At 64.6% G+C, this 26,357-nt stretch carries 22 protein-coding genes; 17 read left to right on the top strand and 5 right to left on the bottom strand.

Annotation, left to right across the window (positions count from 1 at the left end; all coding sequences use genetic code 11):
• Positions 1 to 135 precede the first annotated feature (135 nt).
• The 10 genes from ABH945_RS33905 to ABH945_RS33860 all read left to right on the top strand — a co-directional run bounded on the left by ABH945_RS33905 (position 136) and on the right by ABH945_RS33860 (position 9,507).
• A complete protein-coding gene (locus ABH945_RS33905) occupies positions 136 to 1,629 on the top strand; it encodes an aldehyde dehydrogenase family protein (RefSeq protein WP_429253537.1) in 1,494 nt (497 codons plus the stop codon).
• Between the two features lie 103 nt (positions 1,630 to 1,732).
• On the top strand, positions 1,733 to 2,401 hold the full coding sequence (locus tag ABH945_RS33900; protein ID WP_074773274.1) for a haloacid dehalogenase type II: 669 nt from the start codon (positions 1,733 to 1,735) through the stop codon (positions 2,399 to 2,401).
• 81 nt (positions 2,402 to 2,482) lie between these two features.
• Positions 2,483 to 3,760: an NAD(P)/FAD-dependent oxidoreductase gene (locus ABH945_RS33895; protein WP_429253536.1), complete on the top strand. Its 1,278-nt coding sequence runs from the start codon at positions 2,483 to 2,485 to the stop codon at positions 3,758 to 3,760.
• A gap of 76 nt (positions 3,761 to 3,836) precedes the next feature.
• The gene (locus ABH945_RS33890) at positions 3,837 to 4,640 is read left to right on the top strand and encodes an ABC transporter substrate-binding protein (RefSeq protein WP_083380191.1); all 804 of its coding nucleotides are present in this window, start codon (positions 3,837 to 3,839) and stop codon (positions 4,638 to 4,640) included.
• Positions 4,641 to 4,752: 112 nt separating this feature from the next.
• A complete protein-coding gene (locus tag ABH945_RS33885) occupies positions 4,753 to 5,409 on the top strand; it encodes an amino acid ABC transporter permease (protein ID WP_074771696.1) in 657 nt (218 codons plus the stop codon).
• An 18-nt stretch (positions 5,410 to 5,427) separates the two neighbouring features.
• Positions 5,428 to 6,219, top strand: a complete 792-nt coding sequence (locus ABH945_RS33880) for an amino acid ABC transporter ATP-binding protein (protein WP_429253535.1) — start codon at positions 5,428 to 5,430, stop codon at positions 6,217 to 6,219.
• The gene (locus tag ABH945_RS33875) at positions 6,216 to 6,527 is read left to right on the top strand and encodes a (2Fe-2S)-binding protein (RefSeq protein ID WP_429253534.1); all 312 of its coding nucleotides are present in this window, start codon (positions 6,216 to 6,218) and stop codon (positions 6,525 to 6,527) included. Before ABH945_RS33880 ends, ABH945_RS33875 begins: the two co-directional genes overlap by 4 nt.
• Positions 6,506 to 7,882: an FAD-dependent oxidoreductase gene (locus tag ABH945_RS33870; protein ID WP_429253533.1), complete on the top strand. Its 1,377-nt coding sequence runs from the start codon at positions 6,506 to 6,508 to the stop codon at positions 7,880 to 7,882. The genes ABH945_RS33875 and ABH945_RS33870 overlap by 22 nt, the downstream gene beginning before the upstream one ends.
• Entirely contained in the window at positions 7,879 to 9,060 is a 1,182-nt protein-coding gene (locus ABH945_RS33865) for an NAD(P)/FAD-dependent oxidoreductase (protein WP_074771692.1), read from the top strand. The genes ABH945_RS33870 and ABH945_RS33865 overlap by 4 nt, the downstream gene beginning before the upstream one ends.
• Before the next feature lie 12 nt (positions 9,061 to 9,072).
• Positions 9,073 to 9,507, top strand: coding sequence for a helix-turn-helix domain-containing protein (locus ABH945_RS33860; protein WP_429253532.1), 435 nt, complete (start codon positions 9,073 to 9,075; stop codon positions 9,505 to 9,507).
• A 158-nt stretch (positions 9,508 to 9,665) separates the two neighbouring features.
• On the opposite strand, the gene ABH945_RS33855 is transcribed toward ABH945_RS33860, so the two are convergent.
• The 3 genes from ABH945_RS33855 to ABH945_RS33845 form a co-directional block, all read right to left on the bottom strand.
• Positions 9,666 to 10,169 (bottom strand): Lrp/AsnC family transcriptional regulator, encoded by a 504-nt coding sequence (locus ABH945_RS33855; protein WP_074771690.1) that lies wholly within the window; start codon positions 10,167 to 10,169, stop codon positions 9,666 to 9,668.
• A gap of 88 nt (positions 10,170 to 10,257) precedes the next feature.
• Entirely contained in the window at positions 10,258 to 11,658 is a 1,401-nt protein-coding gene (locus ABH945_RS33850; RefSeq protein ID WP_429253531.1) for an aspartate aminotransferase family protein, read from the bottom strand.
• A gap of 280 nt (positions 11,659 to 11,938) precedes the next feature.
• Positions 11,939 to 12,838 (bottom strand): GNAT family N-acetyltransferase, encoded by a 900-nt coding sequence (locus tag ABH945_RS33845; protein WP_429253530.1) that lies wholly within the window; start codon positions 12,836 to 12,838, stop codon positions 11,939 to 11,941.
• Positions 12,839 to 13,333: 495 nt separating this feature from the next.
• Between ABH945_RS33845 and ABH945_RS33840 the strand changes: the two genes are divergently transcribed.
• From ABH945_RS33840 to ABH945_RS33810, 7 genes are all read left to right on the top strand, one after another.
• Complete coding sequence (locus tag ABH945_RS33840; protein WP_074771687.1) at positions 13,334 to 14,914, top strand: ABC transporter substrate-binding protein; 1,581 nt, start codon at positions 13,334 to 13,336, stop codon at positions 14,912 to 14,914.
• 105 nt (positions 14,915 to 15,019) lie between these two features.
• Positions 15,020 to 15,973 carry an ABC transporter permease gene (locus tag ABH945_RS33835; RefSeq protein ID WP_429253529.1) on the top strand — a complete coding sequence of 318 codons (954 nt, stop codon included), beginning with the start codon at positions 15,020 to 15,022 and terminating at the stop codon, positions 15,971 to 15,973.
• On the top strand, positions 15,970 to 16,980 hold the full coding sequence (locus tag ABH945_RS33830; RefSeq protein ID WP_429253528.1) for an ABC transporter permease: 1,011 nt from the start codon (positions 15,970 to 15,972) through the stop codon (positions 16,978 to 16,980). Before ABH945_RS33835 ends, ABH945_RS33830 begins: the two co-directional genes overlap by 4 nt.
• The gene (locus ABH945_RS33825) at positions 16,980 to 18,959 is read left to right on the top strand and encodes an ABC transporter ATP-binding protein (protein ID WP_429253527.1); all 1,980 of its coding nucleotides are present in this window, start codon (positions 16,980 to 16,982) and stop codon (positions 18,957 to 18,959) included. The genes ABH945_RS33830 and ABH945_RS33825 overlap by 1 nt, the downstream gene beginning before the upstream one ends.
• Positions 18,960 to 19,134: 175 nt before the next feature.
• On the top strand, positions 19,135 to 21,177 hold the full coding sequence (locus ABH945_RS33820) for a hydantoinase/oxoprolinase family protein (RefSeq protein ID WP_429253526.1): 2,043 nt from the start codon (positions 19,135 to 19,137) through the stop codon (positions 21,175 to 21,177).
• A gap of 20 nt (positions 21,178 to 21,197) precedes the next feature.
• A complete protein-coding gene (locus tag ABH945_RS33815) occupies positions 21,198 to 23,210 on the top strand; it encodes a hydantoinase B/oxoprolinase family protein (protein ID WP_429253525.1) in 2,013 nt (670 codons plus the stop codon).
• A 106-nt stretch (positions 23,211 to 23,316) separates the two neighbouring features.
• A complete protein-coding gene (locus tag ABH945_RS33810) occupies positions 23,317 to 23,727 on the top strand; it encodes a helix-turn-helix transcriptional regulator (protein ID WP_429253524.1) in 411 nt (136 codons plus the stop codon).
• 40 nt (positions 23,728 to 23,767) lie between these two features.
• Here the strand turns inward: ABH945_RS33810 and ABH945_RS33805 are convergent, their stop codons facing one another.
• Complete coding sequence (locus ABH945_RS33805; RefSeq protein ID WP_429253523.1) at positions 23,768 to 24,469, bottom strand: DarT1-associated NADAR antitoxin family protein; 702 nt, start codon at positions 24,467 to 24,469, stop codon at positions 23,768 to 23,770.
• A 12-nt stretch (positions 24,470 to 24,481) separates the two neighbouring features.
• A complete protein-coding gene (locus tag ABH945_RS33800) occupies positions 24,482 to 26,065 on the bottom strand; it encodes a DarT ssDNA thymidine ADP-ribosyltransferase family protein (protein WP_429253522.1) in 1,584 nt (527 codons plus the stop codon).
• Positions 26,066 to 26,357 lie beyond the last annotated feature (292 nt).

Below are 26,357 nucleotides of genomic sequence, written 5' to 3'. Positions count from 1 at the left end.
TCATTAAAATGAATTTCATTCGATGTTCGTTCATTCGGCGGTTGCGATGGCGAACGGCAGCACCGGGTGGAGTCGTGGCGCAGTGGGCTCAGCGTACGCGGCGCCGCACAGTTGAACCTACTGATCAGGCCGGACATGTCTACACCGTCACTCGATTTCGATCCTTCAGCCGTGCCGTTGCCGCAAGGGCATTTCATTGGCGGTACGTACTATTCGGCGGGCGAACCTCAGATCGCCGTTCATCGGCCGTCGGATGGCGCGTTGCTAGGCCATGTGCCCGATGCCTCCGAAGCAACCGTCGATTACGCGGTCAGCAATGCGCTGATCGCCTGGAAGACGAGTGGCTGGGGCACGCGCTCGCCGCGTGAACGGGCCAAAGTGCTGAGCCGCTGGGCCGATCTGATCGATCGCGACGCCGTGAGTCTCGCGCAACTCGAAACCGTCAGTTCGACGCGCCCGGTGGCGGAAAGCTATGCGTCGGACGTGCCGTTCACGGCCGAGGCGATCCGCTTTTTCGCGGAACTCGCCGACAAACTCGGCGGCGACATCGCCGCCACGCGCCGCGACAGTCTCGGTTTCATCACGTCGGAGCCTTACGGCGTGATCGGTGCAATCACGCCGTGGAATTTCCCGCTGTCGATGTGTTCGTGGAAATGCGGCCCCGCGCTGGCGGCCGGCAACGCGGTCGTGATGAAGCCATCGGAGATGACGCCTTTTTCCACGCTGCGTCTCGCCGAACTCGCGATCGAAGCCGGCATGCCGCCCGGCATCTTCAATGTAGTGAACGGCCGTGGCGCCACCACTGGTGCGGCGCTGACGCGTCACCCCGGCATTTCGAAGATGAGCTTCACGGGCTCGACCCGCACCGGCGCCGCGATCATGAGCGATGCGGCGATGCACGGCACCAAGCCCGTCACGCTCGAACTCGGCGGCAAGAGCCCGCAACTGGTGTTCGAGCACGTGCGGGACCTCGACTACACGGCAGCCTGCATCGCTCGCGGCTTTACGTCCAACGGCGGCCAGGCGTGTGTGGCCGGTACGCGGCTGATCGTGCACAAGCGCATTGCCGAACCGCTGATCGAGGCGATTCAACGGCAATTGCAGCCGATCCAACCGGGCCCGCTATGGGACAGCCGCACCGCCTATTCGCCGATCATCAGTCCGGCGCAGGCGCGGCGCATCGAAGCGCTGGTGGATCAGAGCCGCGAGAGTGGCGCGGAAGTGATCTTCGGCGGCGGCTTTTTCGAAGGAACCGGCGAAGGGTATTTTCATCGTCCGACGCTGCTCGCCAACGTGAACGCGACGACGCCCGCCGTACGCGAGGAACTGTTCGGCCCGGTGTTGACCGTGCAGACATTCGATGACGAAGAAGAGGGCATCGCGCTCGCCGCGCATCCGGTCTACGGGCTGGCGGCGGGTGTTCATAGCAGCGACATCGGCCAGGCGTTGCGCGCGATGCGGCGCATCGCGGCGGGCACCATCTGGATCAACCGTTATGGCCGCAGCGGCGACATGATCATTCCGACCGGCGGCTTCGGCCAGTCCGGCATCGGCAAGGATCTGGGCCGCGAGGCGATGGTCGCCAGCATGCGGCACAAGAGTGTGCTGATCGATTTCGAAACACTGTGAAGCACTGCGTTACACCGGATTCACGCAAGCAACCTCACTGACTCAACCCGAAACTGAACCCCGAACCTGCAGCCAGGTTCGCCCCGACGACAGGATGACGACCATGATCGATTTCGAGCCGAAGTACATCACTTTCGACTGCTACGGCACGCTGACCAACTTCCAGATGGGCCAGAGCGCGCGCGCGCTGTACGGCGACAAGCTGGATAAGGCGAAGCTGGAAGAATTCGTCGAGTTCTTTCGCGGCTACCGCCTCGACGAAGTACTGGGTGCATGGAAGCCGTATCGCGACGTGGTCGTGAATTCGGTGCGCCGCACCTGCGAACGCACGGGCGTGCCGTTCGACGAAGCGACCGCGCTGAAGATCTACGAAGCGGTGCCGAGCTGGGGCCCGCACGCCGACGTGCCGGAAGGGCTGTCGCGCCTGGCGTCGAAGTACAAGCTGGTGATCCTGTCGAACGCGTCGGACGACCAGATCCAGAGCAACGTCGACAAGCTCGGCGCGCCGTTCCACAAGGTCTACACCGCGCAGCAGGCGCAGGCGTACAAGCCGCTGCAAAAAGCCTTCGAATACATGTTCTCGCAGCTGGACTGCAATCCGGAAGACGTGCTGCATGTGTCGTCGAGCTTCCGTTACGACCTGATGACCGCGTACGACATGGGCATCAAACACAAGGCGTTCGTCAATCGCAGCCATGAGCCGCTGAATCCGTATTACGGCGTCAACGAAGTCTCGGGCATTCCGCAACTGGCATCGTTGCTCGGCCTCTGATCCACCGGCCAGGCCTGTTCACCCCATCGCTCTGCGCGCGCCGCCGCCGGCGGCGCAATCAACCGACAGGATCGCATCACGATGAAGCTCGACTCGTACTGGCTCGACACGGCGCCACGCTTTACGAACGCCGCCCAGGGTCCGCTCCCGCAGCGGGTGGACGTTGCCGTGGTCGGCGGCGGTTTCACGGGACTGTCGGCGGCGCTGGAGCTGGCGAAGCGCGGCATGTCGGTGGTCGTGTTCGAAGCAGAGCGGCTCGCGGGCCAGGCGTCGGGCCGTAACGGCGGCCACTGCAACACGGGGGTCGCCCAGGACTATGCGGCGTTATCGGCGCGAATCGGCAGCGAGCGCGCGGCGGAGTTCTACCGGGCCTACGCGGGTGCGGTCGACACGGTCAGGACGATCATCGCCGATGAGCAGATCGACTGCGATCTGCGTCACTCCGGCAAGATCAAGCTGGCCGCGAAGCCGCAGCATTTCGCTTCGCTCGCGAAGTCGTACGACGTATTGCGGCGCGAAGTCGATCCCGATGTCGAACTCGTGCCGCCTGAACGGATTCGCGACGAGATCGGCTCGGACGGATTTTTCGGCGGCCTCGTGCAGAAGAACGGCATGCAGATGCACATGGGCAAATTCGGCGTGGGCCTGGGCGAAGCGGCGGCACGCCGTGGCGCGCAGATCTACGAGAACATGCCCGTCACGAATCTGAAGCCGCTCGGCGGCAACGCGTTCGAGGTGACATGTGGGCTCGGCACGCTGCGCGCCGAACGCGTGCTGATCGCGACCGGAACGTCGCAGGTCGGTCCGCTGCAATGGTTTCGCCGCCGGATCGCGCCGGTGGGCAGCTTCATCGTCGCCACCGAGCCGCTCGGCAAGGCGCGTCTCGATGCACTGTTGCCCACGCGCCGCTCGTATGTGACCACGCTGAATATCGGCAACTATTTTCGCGCGACGCCCGACGAGCGTCTGCTGTTCGGCGGCCGCGCTCGCTTCGCGATGTCGAATCCGCGCTCCGACGAAAAAAGCGGGCGGATTCTGCGCGACGCTCTCGCGCGCTATTTCCCGCAACTCGCCGATGTAGGTATCGACTATTGCTGGGGCGGTCTCGTCGACATGACGGCCGACCGCCTGCCGCGCGCGGGTCAGCATGAAGGACTGTTCTATTCAATGGGCTACAGCGGCCACGGTGTGCAGATGTCGGTGCACATGGGTCGTCTGATGGCCGACGTGATGTTCGGCGCCGCCTCGCGCAATCCGTGGCGAACGCTCGAATGGCCCGCGATTCCAGGGCATTTTGGACGCGCGTGGTTTTTGCCGCTGGTCGGCGCGTATTACCGGTTGCAGGATGTACTGCATTAAATGAATTCGGCGAGCCCGGCCGGCATCCGGCAGGGCAGCGCGCAGATTGAAAATCACTAATCCCAGAGGTCAACCCATGTTGCGTTTCAAGTTCGAACCTGCTTCCGCCGTCCGCTTCAACACCATGCAACGCCTGGCTGTCGGCGCGGGCCTTGCGATGACGATGATGTTCGGCGCCGCTCACGCAGCCGAAACCGCCACGCTCACCGCCGGCTCGCCGCCGTCGAGCGCGCCGACCACCTTCATGAACGTGAAGACGCAGCAGATCGAAGGCCTGATGCCCGATGTCGTGAAAGAGATCGGCAAGCGCGAGGGCTTCAACGTGTCGTACGACGCGGTGCCGTTCTCGGCGCTGATCCAGTCGGTGATCTCCGGCAAGATCGACATCATCGTGGCGGGCATGACGCCGACGCCCAAGCGCGCCGAAGTGGTCGATTTCTCGCAACCCGTCACGGCGTTCGGCGAAGGCATCATCGTCAAGGATTCGAACAAGGCCGTCTATCACACGGTGCAGGACATGAAGGGCATGACAGTCGGCGCGCCGACCGGCACCGATTACGGCGACCAGTTGAAGAAGCTCGGCATCTTCACCGAAGTGAAGATGTACGACAGCCCTGCCGACATGACGCGCGATGTCGCGCTCGGCCGTATCGTCGCGGGCTTCAACGACTATCCGATCCTGAAGGCTCAGGAATCGGCGGGCGCAATGGCCGGCACGCGGGTTGAAGACGCGTATGTGCCGATGGAAAAGTTCGACATCGCGATCGCCGTGAAGAAGGGCAACAGCGCGCTGATGGCGAAGATCAACGACGCGCTGACGAAGATGAAAGCCGACGGCTCGCTCAACGCGATCCTGAAGAAGTGGCATCTCACGAGCTGATGCGCTTCTCGTGAGGCGAGGCGCGCCCGCGGCAAAGCGGGCGCCGCCCGGCACTGTCCGCCGCCTGAATGCGGCGGACTGAACGAATACAAAGAGCAATGGAAGGCACCACATGCACTGGCACGATGTAGTCGACTTTGTACCGATTCTGCTTCAAGGCGCGATGATGAGCCTTGTCATCACGGTGGGCTGTCTGCTGCTGAGCACCGTGCTCGGGCTGACCTGGGCGTTGTTGAAGATGTCGCGTTATCCGCTCGTGGTACGCGGCGTGAGCACGATGATCAACGTCGTGCGCGGTCTGCCGATGATCGTGCTGCTGTTCTACATCTACTTCGTGTTGCCGGAAATCCATATTCAGGTGTCGGCGTTGCAGGCGAGCATTATCGGACTGGGTTTCGGCTACTCGACTTACGTCGCGGAAATTTTCCGCTCGGGTATCGAGGCGGTCGATCCGGGCCAGTACGAAGCCGCGCAGTCGATCGGCATGGGCCGCGTGAAAACGATGGTGCGGGTGATCCTGCCGCAAGCCATCAAGGTCGCGCTGCCGCCGTACAGCAACACGCTCGTGATGATGCTCAAGGATTCGTCGCTGGCATCGACCATCACGGTCGCGGAAATGACGCGTGAAGGGCAATTGATCGCGGCATCGACGTTCCAGAATCTGACGGTTTATACACTTGTCGCGATCGGCTATCTCGCGATGAGCCTGCCGCTGATGAGCATGACACGCTCGCTCGAACGGCGTTTCGGTCGGCACAAGGCCAGATAAGTGCGAAGTGAGGATGCAATGATCGAAATCACGAATGTGCACAAGAGTTTTGGCGCCGTACCGGTGCTCAAGGGCATTTCGCTCAACGTCCGCCAGGGCGAGGTGGTGTGCCTGATCGGTGCGTCGGGCTCGGGCAAGTCGACGCTGCTACGCTGCATTAACGCGCTCGAATCGTACGACGAAGGCGAGATTCATCTGCTCGGCCAGCGCGTCGAACAGCGCGCACGCAACATCAACCAGTTGCGCACCCAGGTCGGCATGGTGTTTCAGCGCTTCAATCTGTTTCCGCACCGCACCGCGCTCGAAAACGTGATGGAAGGGCCGGTGCACGTCAAGCGGCTGTCGCGTGCCGATGCGCAGCGCGAGGCTTCCGAACTGCTCGTCAAGGTGGGGCTCGGTCACAAGCTGCATGCGTATCCGCATCAGTTGTCGGGCGGGCAGCAGCAGCGGGTGGCGATTGCGCGGTCGCTGGCGATGAAGCCGAAGGCGATCCTGTTCGACGAGCCGACCTCGGCGCTCGACCCGGAACTGGTCGGCGAGGTGCTCGGCGTGATGCGCACGCTGGCAGGCGAAGGCATGACGATGTTGGTCGTCACGCACGAAATGGGTTTCGCGCGCGAAGTCGCGGACCGCGTGTGCTTCCTGCATGCGGGGCTGATCATCGAGGAGGGCACGGCGCAGCAGGTGCTGGGTTCGCCGCGCGAGGCTCGCACCCGCGAATTCCTGCGCCACGTGCTGACCAATCACAGCAACGATCACGCGACGCCCGGTGGGGTGGCGCCTGACGGTGTGGCGGGAGCCGTGGCATGAGCGGCAGATTCATCCGCGTAGGCGAGACGGCTCGCGCCAGAGTCGAGCTGACGATCGACGGTGTGACGGTGAACGCGCTGGCCGGCGACACGTTGCTCACGGCGATGCTGTGCTCGGTGCGGCAGGTTCGGCAATCCGAATTCGGCGACGAAAAGCGCGCCGGCTTCTGTCTGATGGGCGCGTGCCAGGACTGCTGGGTATGGACGGCAGACGGCGGGCGGCTGCGCGCCTGCACCACCGTGGTCGAACCAGGCATGCGCGTCGTCACGACACAACCGGAGGCGCAATGGGCGAACCTCGCATCGTAATCGTCGGCGCAGGGCCTGCGGGCGTGCGCTGTGCGGAAACGCTGATGGCGGCCGGCATCCGTCCGGTTCTCGTCGACGAAGGCAGGCGCGACGGCGGCCAGATCTATCGGCGTCAGCCCGAGGGCTTCACGCGGCCGTACGCGAAGCTGTACGGCACCGAAGCCGCGCGGGCCGAAGACCTTCACGGGACTTTCGAACGGCTGCGTCCGCGAATCGATTACCGTCCGCAGACGCTCGCGTGGAACGTCGCGCAAGGCAAGCTGCATATCGTGCATGAAGGACACGCGAGCGCGCTGGGCTACGACGCGCTGATCCTGTGCCCCGGCGCGACCGACCGGTTGATGCCGGTCAAAGGCTGGCAGTTCGCGGGCACCTACAGCCTCGGCGCCGCGCAGATCGCGCTGAAGTCGCAGGCGTGTGCGATCGGCCGCCAGGTCGTGTTCATGGGCACCGGTCCGCTGCTGTACCTGGTCGCGAACCAGTATGTGCAGGCCGGCGCGAAGGTCGCCGCGGTGCTCGATACGTCGAAGATTGGCGCGCGCTTGCGCGCGCTGCCGAAACTGCTGGCGCGGGTCGATGTATTGCTGAAGGGCCGCACGCTCGTCGCTGCGTTGAAGCGCTCGGGCGTGCGGGTCGAAAACGGCATCGAGCCGCTCGAGATTCTTGGCAATCCGCAGGACGGCGTGCTCGGCGTACGCTTTCGCGACGCGCGCGGCAAGCTCGCGCAGATCGATTGCGACGCGGTCGGACTCGGCTATCACTTGCGACCCGAAACCCAGCTCGCGGATCTCGCGCGCTGCGCGTTCCGCTTCGATCCGCCCACGCGCCAATGGGTGCCGCAGATCGACGAACTCGGCCGCAGCAGCGAAAAAGGCGTCTATATCGCGGGCGACGGCGCGCGCGTGCTCGGCGCGGACGGCGCCGAAGTCGCCGGACGGCTTGCAGCCTACGCGGCGCTGAGCGATCTGGGACACACGGTGCCCGCCGCGACGCTCGACGCGTTGGGCCGCGAACAGCGCAAGATGGACCGCTTCCGGCTCGGTCTCGCCGAGGCGTTTGCGTGGCCGGCCGCGCAGGCCGCGCGTCTGCCGGACGACACGATCGTGTGCCGCTGCGAAGGCATCACAGCGGGCGAACTGCGCCGCGTGGTGCGCGACGAAGGCGCGCAGGAAGCGAATCGCGCGAAAGCATTCAGCCGGGTCGGCATGGGGCGCTGCCAGGGACGTTACTGCGGCCATGCAGGCGCCGAGGTGATCGCGGCGGCAGCGAACGTGCCGCTCGAACAGGTCGGCAGATTGCGCGGGCAGGCGCCCGTCAAACCGCTGTCCATTGCGACTGTGGAGGATGTCGAATGAGCGCGAACCGCGTACAGGCCGATGTTCTGATCGTGGGCGGCGGCTTCATGGGTGCGTCCGCCGCCTTCTTCCTGAGGCAGCGGGGCCGCTCGGTGATCCTGCTCGAACGCCAGCTCGTCGGTCAACAGGCGAGCGGCACCAACTTCGGCAACGTGCGCCGTCAGGGACGTTTCCTGCCGCAGTTGCCGCTGGCGAACCGGTCGCGCGACATTTGGGGCCGTCTGCCGGAACTGATCCAGCACGACGCCGAGTTTCTGATGTCCGGCCATGTGCGCGTCTGTTATCGCGACGAGCAGGCCGACCAGTTCGAAACCTACGCGAAGGAGGCCGCCCATTACGGTCTCCAGCTGGACCTGCTGCGCGGCGACGCACTGCGGGCACGCTTTCCCTTTCTCGGCCCCGACGTGCTGGCGGGCTCGTATTCGCAGATGGACGGGCACGCGAATCCGCGTCTCGCGGCCCCTGCGTTTGCGCGCGCGGCGGCGCGGCTCGGTGCGCAGATCGTCGAGAACTGCGACGTCGTGACCGTCGAAAAGGAAGGGGCCGAGTTTCGCGCGACGAGCGCCGACGGCCGCACGTTCCATGCCCCGGTGCTGCTGATTACGGCGGGCGCGTGGGGCAATCTGCTGTCGGAACAGTTCGGCGAGGGCGTGCCGATTGCGGTCAACGGTCCGCAGATGGCCGTGACCGAACCGGTTCCGTACGCGATCCAGCCGGTGGTCGGCGTATCGTCGCCGCAGATCGAAGAGGTGGTGTACTTCCGGCAGGTCGCGCGCGGCAATATCGTGATCGGCGGTTGCGCGCGTGCGCCCGCGTTTCTCGACGAACGCCGCGCCAAGGTGCTGCCGCACAGCACCTTGCTGCAGTTCAGCCAGGCGCAGCGGGTCGCGCCGATGCTGCGCAATCTGAACATCATCCGGGTGTGGAGCGGCGTTGAAGGCTATCTGCCCGACGACAAGCCGATCATGGGCGCTAGCGGCACGACCAGTGGCCTGTTCTATGCGTTTGGTTTTTGCGGTCACGGTTTCCAGCTCGGACCCGGGGTCGGCGACACGATGGCCGAGCTGATCGACACGGGCGCGACCAGCACGCCGCTCGAACCGTTCGACATCCGCCGCTTCGCAGTTGAGCGGGAGGCGTCGCCAGCGGTGCCGCCCACCTCGCGACGCGTTGCGTGAACGGAGGGCCGGATGCTGAGCCTGAGCCCGATCTCGTCTTCATCCCCGTCATCGTCCTCGTCATCGTCTGCCGTGGCCGCGCCGGAGCTTGCGGGCGCGAGCCGCCATAGCGCGCAGAAAACGGATCGCGTGAGCCGCGCGGTGCAGCGCGCGCTCGACTTCATCGACGCATGTTTCGCCGATCCGATCAGTCTGTCGGAACTCGCGGGCGTCGCGCAATTGAGCATTTCGAGGTTTGCGGTGCGCTTCAGCGCCGAGATCGGCGTGTCGCCGCAGCAGTATGTGCGGCTGGTGCGGGTTCGGCATGCACAGCGCCTGTTACGGCGCGGCCTGCCGCCGTCGATCGTCGCGACCGAGGTCGGCTTCTTCGATCAAAGCCATTTGTGCCGGCACTTCAAACGCGTGCTCGGCAGAACGCCGGGTGAGTGGCTGAGCGCCAACGGCTGAGTTCCGGCAACTGACTGCCGATTACCGAACGCCGGTTGGCTGATACGCCGATTTTCCGATTGGACAAAGGGAAAGGCCACCGGCATGACGCCGGTGGCCTCGAATGGTTTCGCGTTTTTCTCGTGCCGCCGCCATGCGCGCCCGGCACCACGCGCTCTTCATTGATGCTGTTGCGAGAACAGCGCTTCAAGCGGGTATTCGGATTTCACGAACGGCGTCTTGATGATGACGTAGCTGAAATACTTTTCGATGCCGATATCGCGCTCCAGCAATCCTTCGATCACGCTCTGATAGTGATTGACGCTGCGTGTGACGAACTTCAGCAGGTAATCGTAGCCGCCGCTCGCGAGATGGCATTCGACGATCTCGTCCACCGGACGGATCGCCGCCTCGAACTTGGCGAAGTCTTCGCGGCGATGGTCGGCAAGCGTGACTTCGGTGAAGACGATCTGCACGTCACCGAGTTTTTGCAGCTGGATATGCGCGCCGTAGCCGACGATGTAGCCGGCCTTTTCGAGTCGCTTGACGCGGATCAGACAGGGGCTCGGCGAGAGCCCCACGGCGTCCGCAAGCTCGACGTTCGTGATCCGGCCTTTCTTCTGAAGTTGCGAAAGTATCCGCAGATCGATCCTGTCCAGCTTGGTGTCGCCGCTTGTCGTCATGTATCGGTCTGCCCGTCGAAGTGTCTGCTTTTCGCTTCGTCGCACGACGCCTGAGTGAGGCGCTGCGCAGGCCGATGTTATCACGCGCTCAGGCGGCCGCGCGGCTCGCTCCGCGCAATGCCGCACGCACTTCCGCTTCGTCCAGCACTTCGTCGAGCGTGCGCCGCAGACGGCTGAACATCTGCTCGAATTCGGCCTCGCCGAAGCACAATGCCGGCGCGAAACCGAGGATGCTGTCGCCGAATGCGCGGAACACGAGGCGGTTGCGGTACGCGGCGGCGGCGATCCGGTCAGGCAGCTTGAGCGTCGGCTCGAAGCGCGCGCGCGAATCCTTGTCGGCGACCAGTTCCAGCGCGCCGAGCAGACCGCGATGGCGCGAGTCGCCCACGAGCGGATGATCGAGCAGTGCATCGAGCCCGGCCGCAAAGCGCGGTGCCTGCGCATTGCCGTTCGCGAGCAGGCCGCCTTCCTGATAAAGACGCAGGACTTCGAGCCCGATCGCGGCGCTGACCGGATGCGCCGAGTAAGTCTGGCCGTGACCGACGATCGCGGTATCGCGCGCATCGCCGGCAATGCCCTGGTAGATTTCGTCGGACATCAGCACGGCGCCCATCGGCGCGTAGCCCGAGGTCAGCCCCTTGGCGACCGTCATCAGATCCGGCTCGACCTGTTCCGCCTCGCAGGCGAACAGCGGACCGGTGCGGCCGAAGCCGGTGATGACTTCGTCGGCGACGAACAGGATGTCCAGACGCCGGCACGCGTCGCGCATGGCCTTCAGCCAGCCGGCTGGCGGCACGATCACGCCGCCCGATCCCTGAATCGGTTCGCAGAAGAACGCCGCGACGTTCTCTGCACCCAGCGCTGCTACTTTCGCTTCGAGCGCCGCGACGGACGATGCGATCAGCGCCTGCGCGTCGCCGCCTTGCGGCTGACGGTACGCATACGGCGACGGCAGATGATGCTGGGTCGGCAGCGGCAGGTCGAAGTTGCGGTGGAACGCGGGCAGCGCGGTGAGCCCCGCGCCGACCGACGACGAGCCGTGATAACCGCGTTCGAGTGCGATCATCTGCTTCTTCGACGGACGGCCGGTCGCGTTGAAGTAATGCGTGATGAAGCGGATTGCGGAATCGACTGCATCGGAGCCGCCGAGCGTGAAATACACGTGCCGCAGCGACGCAGGAGCGAGCGCGACCAGCTTTTCGGCGAGTTCGATTGCAGGTTCCGACGAGAAGTGGAAGTAGGTGGTCGCGTACGGCAGCTTTGTCATCTGACGCATGGCCGCGTCGACGATGCTCTGCTGGCCGTAACCCACGTTCACGCACCACAGGCCGGAAAACGCGTCGAGCAGCTCGTTGCCGTCGATGTCGCGCAGATACGCGCCCTGACCGGATTCGAGTACGGTGGCGCCGCGTGCTTCGTGCGCGCGGTAATTGATGACCGGATGAATCAGATGCTTGCGGTCGGCGTCGATAAGCGATGAATTTGACATGTTGGTATTCCCGGCACGTTTCGGTCAGTGAGACTCACCCCCTGATGGTAGCGACAGGCGGATGCGTGCCGTTCCGCCAAAAAAAAGCCGAAAGAGTGTGCGCGCAGCGTTTTGTACCTCACAGACAGCATTTTCTGCTGCGCGTGCTTAATAGCGTCAGGAAGACGGGCGCGTCGATGCCGTCTCGATGGGATTGGCGGGGCGAGGAGCGCAGCGGCATGGCGGGCTGATCGACGGTTGGTGAAGTCCTGGGCGCTTGGAAGCCCAAAAGCCCGGCGCTTCAGGCAAGCGACTGCGTGATCACCGCATACTGATGCAGCCCGCCGTCAACGCGACCGGCTTCTGTATTGCGTGTATCGCGCGGTGTCGACCCGAGCCGCTGCATCTTCACGACCGTCTCCGAGCGGACGATTCCAAGTCCGCTCAGCCACGTCCGCAGGCCGTGTCCATGCGGTACGTCGATACGAACCAGCGCACCTTCGTTCAGCGCCAGCCAATGGCGGATCAGCGCCTTCGCATGCACCGCGTCGGGCGTGTCGCCCGCGATCACCGGGCCGATCATGAAGCCGCGTCCGAAGCGGCGAAACAGCGAGAAGCCGAGCAGTTCGCCGTCGCGATCGAGCGCGATGCCGTCGGCCAGATCGAGCAGCGGCGGCAGCACCTCGCTACGGTCGAGACCGCTCGCGCGCGAAGCAAGCGCGACGAACTGCGCCGCATCGCTCGCGCCGAGCGGACGCAGCCGCTCATTGGCAGGCAGCGCGACGAGCGGCGGACGAAACGCCGCGCCCTGCATCTGATCGAGTTCACCGCAGGTTACAAAGCCGAACGCGTCGCACAACGGCCGCCCGGACTCGGTCGAGTACAGCGTGATGTCGCGCTCGCCGAGTTCGTCGAGCGCGCGCGTGAGCAACGCGCGGCCGATGCCCGCGCCACGATGCTCCGGTGAAACGAGCAGCATCCCGAGCGTCGCGTGATCGGCGCCGAACTTCCAGCCGATCACGGTGCCGACCAGCGCACCCGCCACCTCGGCGACGAAGCCGATGCCGGTGCGCGCCGAGAAGCGCCATTCTTCCCGCCGATGCGGCCAGCCAATCGCGGCGGACAGCCGTTGCGCAGCGGGGATGTCGTCGGCGCTCAGGCGTCGGCAGGTGAAAGGTGCGTGAGTGCGTGGGTCGGACACGGGGGCGCTCCGTCGAATAGTCGGCCGTGCCGCGACTGTTGCACGTTGCCACGCGGATGAATAGTACGAATTTCTTATCGTGGTGCATCGCGCCCAAAGAAGCGCGGCGCGTGCATGTCACTGGGGCCTGCGACGCGAATGCGCCGTCAAGTGTTGCAGATCGCGTGCGTCATGCTGAATCCGGCCATTTTGTCGGTGCAATCTGCGGTGCGCCCGCTCGTACGATGGTGTTCATGCAGCGGCGCCCGGGTTCAAACCGGCAGCGCGGCGCCGGGCAGGCATCAGGGTCTACGCCAGGCGCGGCAAATCATGCTGTTTGGACCACGCAAAACCGCGTTTTCGAATGGTCGGGTCCACGCATACGCGATCAACGGCATTTTTTGCAGTGCTTAAATCGATTCATGCAGTCACATCGCGCCGCGACCAGCACGCGGTGCGCCGTCGAACACCAATGCTGGATATCCCGCGTTCAATCTCGAGTGAGGAGCAGTTCGCATGTACGACGACGAAATCAAAACGGGCGGTTTTAGCCGCCGTGACATGATGCGTTTGCTGGCCGCCGGCGGCATGCTCGCCACCGGCGCGGGAGGCCTGCTGTTGGGGGCGAGTCCGGCACTCGCCGCGCCCGTGCCGAAGAAGGGCGGCAAGATCCGGGTCGCCTACGACGCATCGTCGACCGCTGACACGCTCGACCCGGCCAAGGGTTCGGCAGGCTCCGATTACATCCGCTTCTTCATGTTTTACAGCGGCCTGACGCAACTCGACGCGTCGCTGACGCCGAAGATGAATCTCGCGGAATCGGTGGACAGCAGCGACGCGAAGGTGTGGGTGATCAAGCTGCGCAAGGGCGTGACCTTTCACGACGGCAAGTCGCTCGCGCCCGCCGATGTCGTCTACTCGCTGATGCGTCACAAGAATCCGGCGACGGCGTCGAAGGTGAAGACGCTGGCCGACCAGTTCGTCGACGCGAAGCAAACCGGTCCGAACGAAGTCACGCTGACGCTCACGTCGGCCAACGCCGATCTGCCCGTGATTCTCGCCACGCCGCAATTCGTGATCGTCAAGGACGGCACCACCGATTTCACGACGGCGGTCGGCACCGGTCCGTACAAGGTGAAGACGTTCAAGCCGGGCATCTCGACGGTGGGCGTGCGCAACGACAGTTTCTGGAAGACCGGCGGCGGCCCCTATCTGGACCAGATCGAACTGATCGGTATCGGCGACGATGCCGCGCGCGTGAACGCGCTGCTGTCCGGCGACGTTCATCTGATCAATTCGGTCGATCCGCGCGCGACCCAGCGCATTTCCGCGACGCCCGGCTATGAAGTGCGCGAGACCAAGTCGGGCCTCTATACCGATCTGATCATGCGCCGCGACAATCCGCTGTCGGGCAATCCCGATTTCGTGCAGGGGATGAAGTATCTGTTCGACCGCGACCAGGTGCGCACCGCGGTATTTCGCGGCTATGCGGTGATCGGCAACGATCAGCCGATTCCGCCCGGACACCGCTACTTCAACGCGTCGCTGCCACAGCGCCCGTACGACCCGGATAAGGCGAAGTTCCACTTCCAGAAGGCCGGGGCGATCGGCACCACACTGCCGCCGGTTTACGCCACGACCGACGCGAACGGCTCGGTGGAAATGGGCGTGCTGCTGCAGCAGGCCGGCGCGAAGATCGGCGTGAACCTGAACATCAACCGGGTGCCGGCGGACGGCTACTGGTCGAATCACTGGATGAAGCATCCGCTCGGCTTCGGCAGCGTCAATCCGCGCTCCAGCGCCGACGTGCTGTTCACGCAATTCTTCAAGTCGGATGCACCGTGGAACGAGTCGGGCTGGAACAGCCCGAAGTTCGACCAGCTGCTGGTCGCGGCCCGCTCGGAAACCGACGACGCAAAGCGCAAGCAGATGTACGGCGATATGCAGGTGCTGGTCTCGGAGCAGGGCGGGATCGGCATTCCGACCTTCCTGAGCCTGCTCGACGCAAACGACAAGCATCTGCAAGGGCTCGCACCCGTGCCGACCGGCGCGATGATGGGCTTCAACTTCGCCGAGTACGTGTGGTGGAACGCGTAACACGCACCAGCGCGTGCGCGCGCTGCTGGCAGTCGTAACGGGTCTGGGCGGCACGGCGCGGAGTTCCCGCGCCGTGCCCCGGAGCCTACCGAGGAGGTCTCGCCAATGAACGGGAATATCGCCCAGTTGATCGGCCGGCGCGTCGCGGTCACCGCGCTGACGTTGCTGATTGTCTCGATCATCATCTTCGTGATCACCAATCTGTTGCCGGGCGATGCCGCGCAGGCCGCGCTCGGCCAGGCGGCGACCCCGGAAACGGTCGCGGCTCTCCGCCAGCAGTTCGGCCTCGATCAGCCCGCTTATCTGCGCTACTTCCATTGGCTGATCGGTCTGCTGCACGCCAATTTCGGCGTGTCGCTGTCGAATAATCTGCCCGTGACCGATCTGATCGAAGGCCGCTTGCCGAAGTCGTTGACGCTGGCCGCGATCACCACCGCCGTGTCGGTGCCGATCGCGGTGTCGGCGGGGATTCTCGCGGCGGTCAAGCGCGATTCGCTGATCGACCGGATCGTAAGTCTCGGCACACTCTCGCTGGTCGCTACGCCCGAGTTCCTGATCGCGACGCTCGCGGTGCTGGTGCTGGCCGTCAAGCTGCACTGGTTGTCGGCGCTGTCGTATAGCGGCGAGATCGACAGCCTGCATGATTTTCTGCGCGCCTATGCGATGCCGGTCGTCACGCTATGCGCGGTCGTGATTGCGCAGATGGCGCGCATGACGCGCGCAGCCGTGATCGAGCAACTCAGTTCGTCATACGTGGAAATGGCGATGCTCAAAGGAGCGAGCCCCGCCCGCGTCGTGCTGCGCCATGCACTGCCGAATGCGATCGGCCCGATCGCCAACGCGATTGCGCTCAGCCTGTCGTATCTGCTCGGCGGGGTGATTGTCGTCGAAACCATCTTCAACTATCCAGGCCTCGCCAGCCTGATGGTCGACGCGGTGAGCAACCGCGACTTCCCGCTCGTACAGGCCTGCACGCTGCTGTTCTGTCTCGGCTATCTGCTGCTCGTGCTGCTAGCCGACCTGTGCGCCATCATCTCGAACCCGAGGCTGCGGACATGAGTATTCTTCGACCTGCTTCCCAATCGCCTCAATCGCCCCGTTCTCCTCACCAGCTCGGCGCGCTCGAACCGGTGCAGCGCAGCAGCATGTTGCCGCAAGGCGCCGAGCCGGGCCGCTCGTGGGGCGGCGGCAATAGTCCGGCGCCGCAGCCGGTGCGCCGCCGCAGCCTCGCGCAGCGGATGAACCTCTCGACCGGCGGCTGGATCGGCTTCGTCATGGTGAGTTGCGCGCTGTTCGTGGCGGCGTTCGCGCCGTGGATCGCGCCGCATCCGGTCGGCGCGATCGTCACCACCGACGTCTTCGCGAGCTTCAGCGCGAAGCTGCCGCTCGGCTCCGACTACCTGGGCCGCGACATGTTGACCCGCATCATCTACGGGATGCGGTTGACGGTCGTGCTGGCGCTCGCGGCAGCACTGCTGGCGGCGCTCACGGGAACGATCCTGGGGTTGCTCGCGGCGGTGGCGGGCCGCCGTATCGACGAAACCATGAGCCGGCTGCTCGATGCCGTCACGTCGATTCCGTCGAAGATGTTCGCGCTGATGATCGTGGCCGCGTTCGGCTCGTCGCTGCCGCTGCTGATCGTGACGGCGGCCGTGAGCTACATGCCGGGTTCGTACCGGATCGCCCGCTCGCTCGCGGTCAATATCAGCACGCTCGAATACGTGCAGGTTGCGCGGGCGCGCGGCGAGAGCGCGCTCTACATCGCGTGCTTCGAGATGCTGCCGAACATGCTTCACCCGATGCTCGCCGACACCGGCCTGCGCTTCACCTTCGTCGTGCTGCTGCTGAGCAGCCTGAGCTTTCTCGGGCTGGGTGTGCAGCCGCCATATGCCGATCTTGGTTCGCTGGTGCGCGAGAACATCGCGGGACTCGGCGAAGGCGTGCCGGTCGTGATCCTGCCCGCGATCGCCATTGCGGTGCTCACGGTCGGCGTGAACCTGCTGATCGACGGCCTGCCGCGGCGCGGTCGCCGCAAAAACGCGGCCGATGCCGACGGAGGTCATTGATGAAAGCTCATCTTTTCAGACGGGCTCATGCAGCCTTGACGGCCATCTCGGGAGCCGCGCCGTTGCCGTCGTCGAATCTCGTCGAGGTGCGCGGCTTGCGCGTGGTCGGCAGCCGTCCGGGCGAAGCGGATACGACGATCGTCGATGGCATCGACTTCGAGATTGCGCGCGGTGAGGTGCTCGCGCTGATCGGCGAGTCGGGCTCGGGCAAGACCACCATCGCGTTATCGCTGATGGGCCACGCCCGCAGCGGCTGCCGGATCGCGGGCGGCGCGATCCGGGTAGGCGATACCGACGTGCTCGGCCTGTCGCCGAAAGGGCTGGCGGGAATCCGCGGCCGCAAGGTGGCTTACATCGCGCAGAGCGCGGCGGCGTCGTTCAACCCGGCGCGCACGATCATGGACCAGGTGATCGAGAGCGCGCTGATTCATGGCACGCTTGGCAGACGCGCCGCCCAGGCGAAAGCGGTCGAACTGTTCCGCGCGCTCGCGCTGCCGGAACCGGAGACGATCGGCCGGCGCTACCCGCATCAGGTGTCGGGCGGGCAGTTGCAGCGGCTGATGGCGGCGATGGCGCTGATTACCGATCCTGAACTCGTGATCCTCGACGAACCGACCACGGCGCTCGACGTCACCACGCAAATCGATGTGCTGCAGGCGTTCCGCCGTGTGATCCGCCAGTACGGGATGACGGCGGTCTACGTGTCACACGATCTGGCGGTGGTCGCGCAGATGGCGGATCGCATCGTCGTACTGAGCAACGGCGAAATTCGCGAAACGGGCCGCACGGAGCAGATTCTGCATGCGCCGGCACATCCTTATACGCAAAGCCTGATCGCGGCGGTGACGCCGGTTGCGCCTGCGGCGTCGGCGAGTGGCGAACCTGCTGCTGCAAGGCTTGAGGCAGAAACACCGGCACAGCCCGCGACCGCGCCGCTGCTCGAACTGCGTCGTCTGACAGCGGGCTACGGCGGCACTAACGCGAAGGGCTGGCCGAACAAGGTCATTCTGAACGACGTCGGTCTCGTGATCGGCCGGGGTCAGACGGTGGGGGTGATCGGCGAATCCGGCTCCGGCAAGACAACGCTCGCGAAGGTGATCGCCGGGCTCGTTCCGATGGCGCGCGGCAGTCTCCTACTTGACGGCAAACCGCTAGCCGCCGATCTGCGCCGCCGCAGCCGCGAGCAGTTTCGCTGCATCCAGATCGTGTTCCAGAACGCCGATACCGCGCTCAATCCGACTCACACGGTCGAGCGCACGCTGGCGCGTCCGCTGAAGTTTTATCACGGCATGAAGGGCGAGGCCGCGCGCCGCCGCGTCGCCGAACTGCTCGGACTGGTGCGGCTTCCTGCCGAACTGGCGCAGCGGCGCACCGGCGAGTTGTCGGGCGGCCAGAAGCAGCGCGTGAATCTCGCGCGGGCGCTCGCCGCCGAGCCGAAGCTGATTCTTTGCGACGAAGTCACGTCCGCGCTCGATACGGTGGTCGGCGCGGCGATTCTCGACCTGCTGCGCGATCTGCAGAAGAAGCTTGGCGTGTCGTATCTGTTCATTACGCACGACATCGCCAAGGTGCGCGCGATCAGCGACGACATCGTCGTGCTGTACGCCGGGCATCGCGTCGAAACGGGCAATCGGGATGCGTTGTCGGCACCGCCGTATCACCCGTATTCGCATCTGCTGGTGTCGTCCGCGCCGGAATTGCGCGCCGGCTGGCTCGAGGAAGCGGACGAGCGCTGCCATCAGACGCTGCCGCCGATCGGCGAATCGACCCACGAACCGGAGCTGTGCACGTTTCTCGCGCGCTGTCCGATGCGTATGGACGGCGTCTGCAATCGGACCGCGCCGGCCGAGCGCACGCTGGCGAGCGGCGCGCAGGTGCTGTGCCATCGCAGCGAAGCGGAACTGGAGCAATTCCAGAACGTGCCGCCCGACGACGCAGCCGCCGCGGTGCTCGCGCAGACCGCTGCGCTGCGGGTCTGATGTTGAATTCACGCTAGCGCTGGCGCTAACGCGGGTCGGTGAAACGCGTGCGTGCCTGTGCGCGGCGGGTCCGAATCGAGGTTTCTGTTCAAGCTTCCGCGGCGATATGCAGCGGGGCGCGGTGCGTCTCGTCCGATGCACGCAGGTGCCGGACATTTTGCGAGGATACGGGTCAATGGGCTTGAGAATCGGAGTCGACATCGGCGGATCGTTTGCCGATTTCGCGGTGCTGGACGATGCGACGGGCGAGCTGAAAACGCTCAAGGTGTTTTCGCGGCCGGATAGCCCCGGCAGCGAAGTGCTGCGCGGCATGGAGCAACTGCGCGAACGCGACGGCATCGCGCCCGCCGACGTCACGTACTTCACGCACGGCACGACCGTCGGCGTGAATGCCGTCGTGCAACGCAAAGGCCTGCGGCTGGGCCTGATCACGACGCGGCATTTCGAGGACGTGCTGGATCTCGCGCGCCTGAAAGGCCCCGACATGTACAACCTGTTGTCGAAACGGCCCGCACCGCTGGTGCCGCGTGAGCGCGTGTTCGGCGTGACCGGACGGCTCGCGGCGGACGGCAGCGTCGAGACTCCGGTCGACGAAGCGAGCGTGCTCGACGCGCTCACCCGGCTCCGGCAGGCAGGCTGCGAAGGGGTGGTGGTCGCGCTGCTGCATGCGTACCGCAACCCGGCCCACGAGCACGCGGTGAAGGCGATCATCGAACGGGAGATACCGGGGTTCTTCGTGTCGTGTTCGAGCGACGTGTGGCCGATCATCCGCGAATACGAGCGCACGTCGACGGCGGTGATCGGCGGATATGTGCAGCCGAAGGTCTCGCACTACCTGAGCTCGCTGCAACGCGCACTCGTCGAGACGGGCATCACCGCCGACATGAAAGTCACCAAGTCCAACGGCGGCGTGATGAGCGCCGAGGCGGGCAAGACCAACTGCGTTCAGATGATCCTGTCGGGCACCGCGTCCGGCGTGATCGGCGCGGCGTATGTCGCGCGTCAGAGCGGTATCGATCACTGCATGAGCCTCGATATCGGCGGCACCACGGCGGATGTCGCGCTGATCGTCGACGGCGAGCCGCAATACGCGAGCGGCGAATATCTCGGCGATTTCCAGATTCATATCCCGTCGGTGTCGGTGTCGTCGATCGGCGACGGCGGCGGCTCGATTGCGTGGGTCGACGACTTCGGCGTGCTCAAGGTCGGCCCCGAAAGCGCGGGCTCGAATCCCGGCCCGGCGTGCTACGGACGCGGAGGCTCCCGCGCGACGATCACCGACGCCTTCGTCGTGCTCGGCGTGATCGGCAACGCGAGTCTCGGCTACAACTCGGTGAGCGTCGATCACGACGCCGCGCATCGCGCCGTCGGCGTGCTCGCCCATCGGCTCGGGATCGACGTGTATGCGGCGGCCGAGGCGGTCGTCGGCGTCGCGGTGTCGGGCATGTACGCGGGCGTGAGCCGGATCGTGTCGCGCTTCGGCATCGATCCGCGCGCGTTCGCGCTGCTGCCGTTCGGCGGCGCGGGTCCGATGCTCGCGTGCTATTTCGCGCGTGCTCTCGGCATGGAGAGCATCGTTGTGCCGACCGCACCGGGTGTGCTGAGCGCGCTCGGCGGACTGATCGCCGATACGCGCAACGACTTCGTGAAAACCACCTACTACGATCTCGACGCCGGCACGCTCGCGCGTCTCGCCGACGACCTGCGCGCGCTCGATACGGCGGCGCGCGCATGGCTGCGCGAACAGACCGGCGACGACACGCGGGCGGAACTCGCGGTGTCGGCGGACATGCGCTACAAGGGCCAGTCGTTCGAGATCGATACGCCGCTCGACGCGGCGTGGCTGTCCAACCGCGACCTCACGGCGCTGAGCGAAGCGTTCCATCGCGAGCACGAGCGGCTGTACGGTCATCGCGATGGGCGGGCGACGGTACAGGTCATCGCGCTGCGGCTCGTGATCCGCGCGGCGACGCCGAAACCCGTCCCGGTGCCGATCGCGGCAGGCGACGGCGCACCGGTGTCGGCGGGGACGATTCGCGTATACATGGACGGCGCGTTTCACGACGCCGCGCTCTACCGGCGCGCGGATCTGAAAGCGGGCGAGCAGTTCGACGGACCCGCGGTGGTCGCGCAGGACGACTGCACGACCAGCGTGTTGCCGGGCTTTCGCGGCCGGGTGGACCGCTTCGGCAACCTCGTTTTCACACTCGTTCACTGAGCCCCGACGGAGCAGCGCACATGCAATTCGACAAGGCAGTGCTTCAGATTTTCGCGAACTATTGCGTGGCGGCCGCCGAGAGCATGGCCTACACGCTGGTGCGGACCGCGCATTCGACCTTCGTGAAGGAGACCGAAGACTTCTCGTGCGCGATCACGACGCCGGAAGGGCTCACGTTCGCGTCGCCGAAAACGCTCGGCGCGACGTGGTACGTTGGTCTCGACTACAGCGCCGTGATCGGCCTGATCGACGACTACGAGCCCGGCGACATCGGCATGACCAACGACGCGTATAGCGGCTTCGTCGCGACCCATACGCCGGACATCGTGCTGTGGAAGCCGGTGTTCTACGAAGGCGAGATCGCGTGTTTCGTCGGCGGCCATATTCATAACACCGACATGGGCGGCGCGGTGCCTGCCTCGCTATCGCGCACGCTCACCGAGATCCAGCAGGAGGGCATCCGCTTCCCGCCGTGCAAGATCGTGCGCCGGGGCGTGGTCGACGAATCGTTGATCCGGCTGATGGCGACCAATGTGCGCGTGCCCAACCAGAACACCGGCGATCTGCATGCGCAACTGGCGTCGCTGCATACCGGCGAACGACGCGTGCTGGAAATTATCGAGCGCTTCGGCATCGACGGTTTCAGGGCCGGCATGAGCGCGTTGCTCGACTACTCGGAGGCGCAGGCGCGCACCATTTTGCGGGGCATTCCGGACGGCGATTATTTCTTCGCCGAATTCGCCGACGAGGACTCGGTCAACGGCAAGCCGATGCGCGTCGCACTGACCGCGCGAATTCGCGACGGTCTCGTCGAGATGGACTACACGGGCAGCGACCCGCAACTGCAGTCGTCGCTGAACATGCCGACCGGCGGGCGCGAACGGCACGCGCTTGCGCTGGTCGGTCTCGTCTACGTGCTGTACACGCTCAATCCGGACATCCTGCTGAATACGGGGATGCTGCGGGTGGCCCGCTGCATCCTGCCGGAAGGCACGGTGGTCAACGCGCAACCGCCCGCTGCGGTCGGCATGCGCAGCCTGACCTGCAAGCTCACGCATCTGCTGACCTTCGGCGCGTTCTCGCAGGCGGTGCCGGAACGGCTGGGCGCGTGCCCGGCAGGCGGCCTGTCGATCCTCAGCGTCAAGACGACAAGTGCCCAAGGTGCCACCGTGATGGCGTCGATCGGCCCGATTGGCGGCGGCGCGGGCGGCGGTCCCGGCGACGATGGCGAAGACGGCTCCGGCGCCAACAATGCCTTTCTGCGCAACACGCCGGTCGAGATCAACGAGGCGGAAGTGCCGATCCGGATTCTGCGTTACGGCGTCGCGCCGGGCTCGGGCGGTGCGGGGCAGTATCGCGGCGGCCAGGGGCTCGTGATGGAGTTCAAGGTGTTCTCGCCGAATACGCTCGTCACCGCGCGCAACCGCGACCGCACGCGATTCGCGTCGTGGGGCGTGCGCGGCGGCCACGCGGGCGGCAACGCGCGTTTTACGCGCAATCCCGATACGGCCCACGCGGAAGAACTGGACAACAACGATCTCGTCGTCTGCATGCCGGGCGATGTGATCCGGCTGATCGGCGCAGGGGCAGGCGGTTATGGGCGTCCGGTCGATCGCGAGCCGCTGCGGGTGCGCGACGACGTACTGCGCGGCTACGTCTCCGCCGACGAGGCGCACGAAGTCTACGGTGTCGCGCTGGCTGGCGATAACGTGGATGAAACCGCCACGGCGTCGCTGCGCGGCGCACTGCGTGACAGGCTCGCGGGAGCGGATCTGCCCGCGTTCACATACGGCCCGTACCGCGACGCCTTCGAGGCGAAATGGACCCGTGAACGTTATGCGGCGCTGACCGACATCCTTGCGCGCGTGCCGGTGCAGTGGCGCTACTTCATCAAGCACAGATTGTTCGACGCGCTAGACGCGCGTCTCGCCAAGCGCACGGCGCAAGGCGAGACCGACTCGGGCGATGCTGCCCTGGTGCATCAACTGTTCGGGGAGCTATGTACCACTTACGCGGAATTGAAGGTTGCGTAGTGACGCGCATCGTACGGAGCGATCGATGACAGCTGCTGCGCTGCAAGCACCCGAATCCATGCAACCTGCAAGTGAGCGCCTGAGAGGGTGGCGCAGGGGAGACGACATGAGCGGAGTCGTCGACCACACTGCAGCCGACACGTCGCCGTCGATGTCGCGGGCCATCAGACGGAGCGTGGTCTTCATCGAGCGTTCGTTCGCGCAGCCTGTCAGTCTCGCGACGCTGGCGGCCACGGCGGGGCTAAGCGTCTCGCGTTTCGCCACGCTGTTTCGCCAGGAAGTTGGGATACCGCCGCATCGATACGTGTGTCTGGTGCGAATTCAACATGCGAAGCGGCTATTGCGCGACGGTGTCCCGCCTTGTGAGGTGGCGGCCGAAGTGGGGTTTTTCGACCAAAGTCATCTTGGCCGGCATTTTCGGCGCGCGGTAGGGGTGACGCCCGGCCATTTCGTTGCTTCACCGGATTCGGCGACGGACAGTTCTTTCGCGCGAGTGCGGCCGTTCGCCTTCAGATGAGGCTCGTCACGAAACCACTTGCCGCCGTGCTTTCTTCACTTCAGAACAGCGACGGCTGCTGAACAGTATCCAACGTCGCCTGGCTGATGGGACGCCCGCCGACAAGCGCGAGATACGCGTCTCTGCCTTTCACGACGGCGTCCAGTTGCCCACGAGCGGCCAGTGACGCATACAGGGCGACTGTGTACGCCTGACAGTTGATCGAGCGCTCAGGATTGAACTCGATGTCTGTGAATGCCTTGTAGCCGGCAATCTCGTCGCGCAGGTCGTCGTGTTCCAGCAGCGCCGCCAGATAAAGCCAATCGTAGAAAGCCGTTCGCGGTTCCAGCGGCCAATCGATCTGACCCAGACGGAAGCCGGTCAGCCGCCCCGACTCCTGCAGGCGAATGTCACGCTTCGCATCGCGCGACGTCATGTCGTAGAGGTCGCGATAGGGACCGCCGCGTTCAAATACTTTGCTTCCCTGAAATGCGCATTCGACGCTGAGTCTTTTCGGGTGCGCGTCGGTCGTCAGCATGAGATTGAAAGCGCTCAGGCGTGAGCCTAACGCGGCTCGCGATCTGGTGGAGACCTCCAGAATCGCACCGAGGCCGAATCGTTCGAGCGCGTTTGCGTGCAGTGCATCGATCGAGCGTTGTTTCTGCGTAATGGCAAGTCCAGCGAACCATTCGAATTCGACCTGCTCGGTCCGCACCAGAATCGGGCCGTCAAGCTCGGGAATGAAAACGGGACGCTTCGCCATGAATCAGATTCTCTATCGGGTCATGAATTCACGTGAGCCGAAAAACCCTTTTCCTTCTGGATAGAGCAGGGCTTCACGCGGGCCAAGAAAGTGCGCATTTCGCGCCTGGATCCCGGCGTTCTCGAAGGCGACGCCCTCGATCATACTGGGCTCGATGCGGTCGAACACCAGCACCTCAGCTTGCGAATCGGTGGGATCGAACGTGTTCAGATGTTGCGCTTCACGAGTCGGCAGGCCGTCAAGAGCGTCGTACATCGACTCAAACGCCTTCACGGTTTTCTGACCGTCCAACGGCAAGTCGCGCATCCGGTGGTCGGCCGCGTTGCGTGGGTAAAAGGCGCAATCTTTTTGCCAGAGTACCGCGCGGTCGATCAGCAACACGACCCAGTTCTCGTGCTCGTCGAGCATCCGGTACTTGTAGAACATCTTGTGATTCGGCGCTGCTATCGAGAGCGAGATGCTCCACGGATGCCCGTCGAGCCGCTGCTTGTCGTTCACCTTTGGGTTTAACCCAACCATCCGGGCCGCGCTCACGGAACACAGCCCATGCCGCAGAATCGACTCGAGATTATCGGCATGCGTGAAATGCACGAGTCGCAGGATTCCCCGCTTTTTTGCAGCGGCTTCGAGTTCATTCGAGACCGTCTCATGCCGGTTTAGTGTGTCCGTGAATATCCGGGGCGTTACTCGTGGAGCCGGGGTTGCGACCGGTGCCGTGCCTAACACCATCTTCACCGCGGAGCCCGAAGGTGATTTGGGCTGTTCGGTGAGAGGAGCACTGGTCACCAGACCTGCACCTGACGCCGCTCGCACCGCAGCTGCATCGGACGTCACCCTGGATGAATCTCGAAGGTCAGCCGGGTTGCGCCAGTCCACGCCGCTCTTTTCGAACGCCGAAATTCGCCGCAACAGATCGGCCGCTTTCAGTTCGGTCAGACTTCTTTGGAAAACCGGCGTCAGGCCAGGCTCCTTCAACGTGCGGACTAGTGTCGAAAGGAATGCCGCGTAGGACGCGATCTCCGCTTCGATCTTTTCGCGAATCCCCTGCTGGACCCGGACATCCGGGTGGCGCGGCATCGCAGTCAGGTCGCCGCACATAATGGACTCCAACGCGGGCTGCGGTGCGCTGTCGTTCAAGGTCGCGTCGATGTTTGCCATCGACTCGCGCGCCTTCGCGAAGCTGGCGTCATAGAGGGCCGCGAAGTTCGGATCGTTCGCCTTTTTACGCTCGATTGCGAGACGAGGCCGGGCCCTTTCGAGCGCCTTCTCGATGCGCAAACGCTCCGCAAAACACACCGATAGCAACGGTGCGCACGCGGTATTGATCGCATTGGTCCGCGCGATGCGGTCGTCCCAGTCGCGCAGTGTCGCAATCAGGGAAGGGGGTGCGGGTGTCGGGATGTCTACCGATCTGGCCGGTGCCGGACGCAGCGGTTCAGGTGTGCCGAACGCGACGGGTCGCAGTCCTGTGGCCGTTTTGCGCGTTGAGGCTGTCTTCTGTGCAGGTCCGCTGGCCTGGTTGGACGGCGCAGACTTCTTTTCGGCCGGCTGGATTGTCCCGTATGTGATCCAGATCACCAGGAGTTGAATCACCATCAACGGTGGCCAGAAAACGTTGAAGAGCGTAAGCGCACTCCAGATCAGGCAGGCTGGAAGCAACCGTCGCGGAGCGATGAGCCGTACGGCGAACAGACTGCCCACTATCATGAGCTGATAAAGAAGGATCCCCACACATTCCCCGAGTAACTATTTTATTTTTACAACCGTCTCGGGCGACGCGCGCACGAGACGATAAACAGAAAGCTTTCAGAAGGAAGTTGTAAGCATACACTGAGAATTATCAATGTATGAAGCATCGATCTCGAGGGAAAAAGGAGGGGGCAACCGT

It is taken from the genome of Paraburkholderia sp. GAS333 (assembly GCF_050435665.1).
Classification (GTDB): domain Bacteria; phylum Pseudomonadota; class Gammaproteobacteria; order Burkholderiales; family Burkholderiaceae; genus Paraburkholderia; species Paraburkholderia fungorum_A.
The sequence above is the reverse complement of the archived record's forward strand: the minus strand, read 5'-3'. Positions and strand labels throughout refer to the sequence as shown.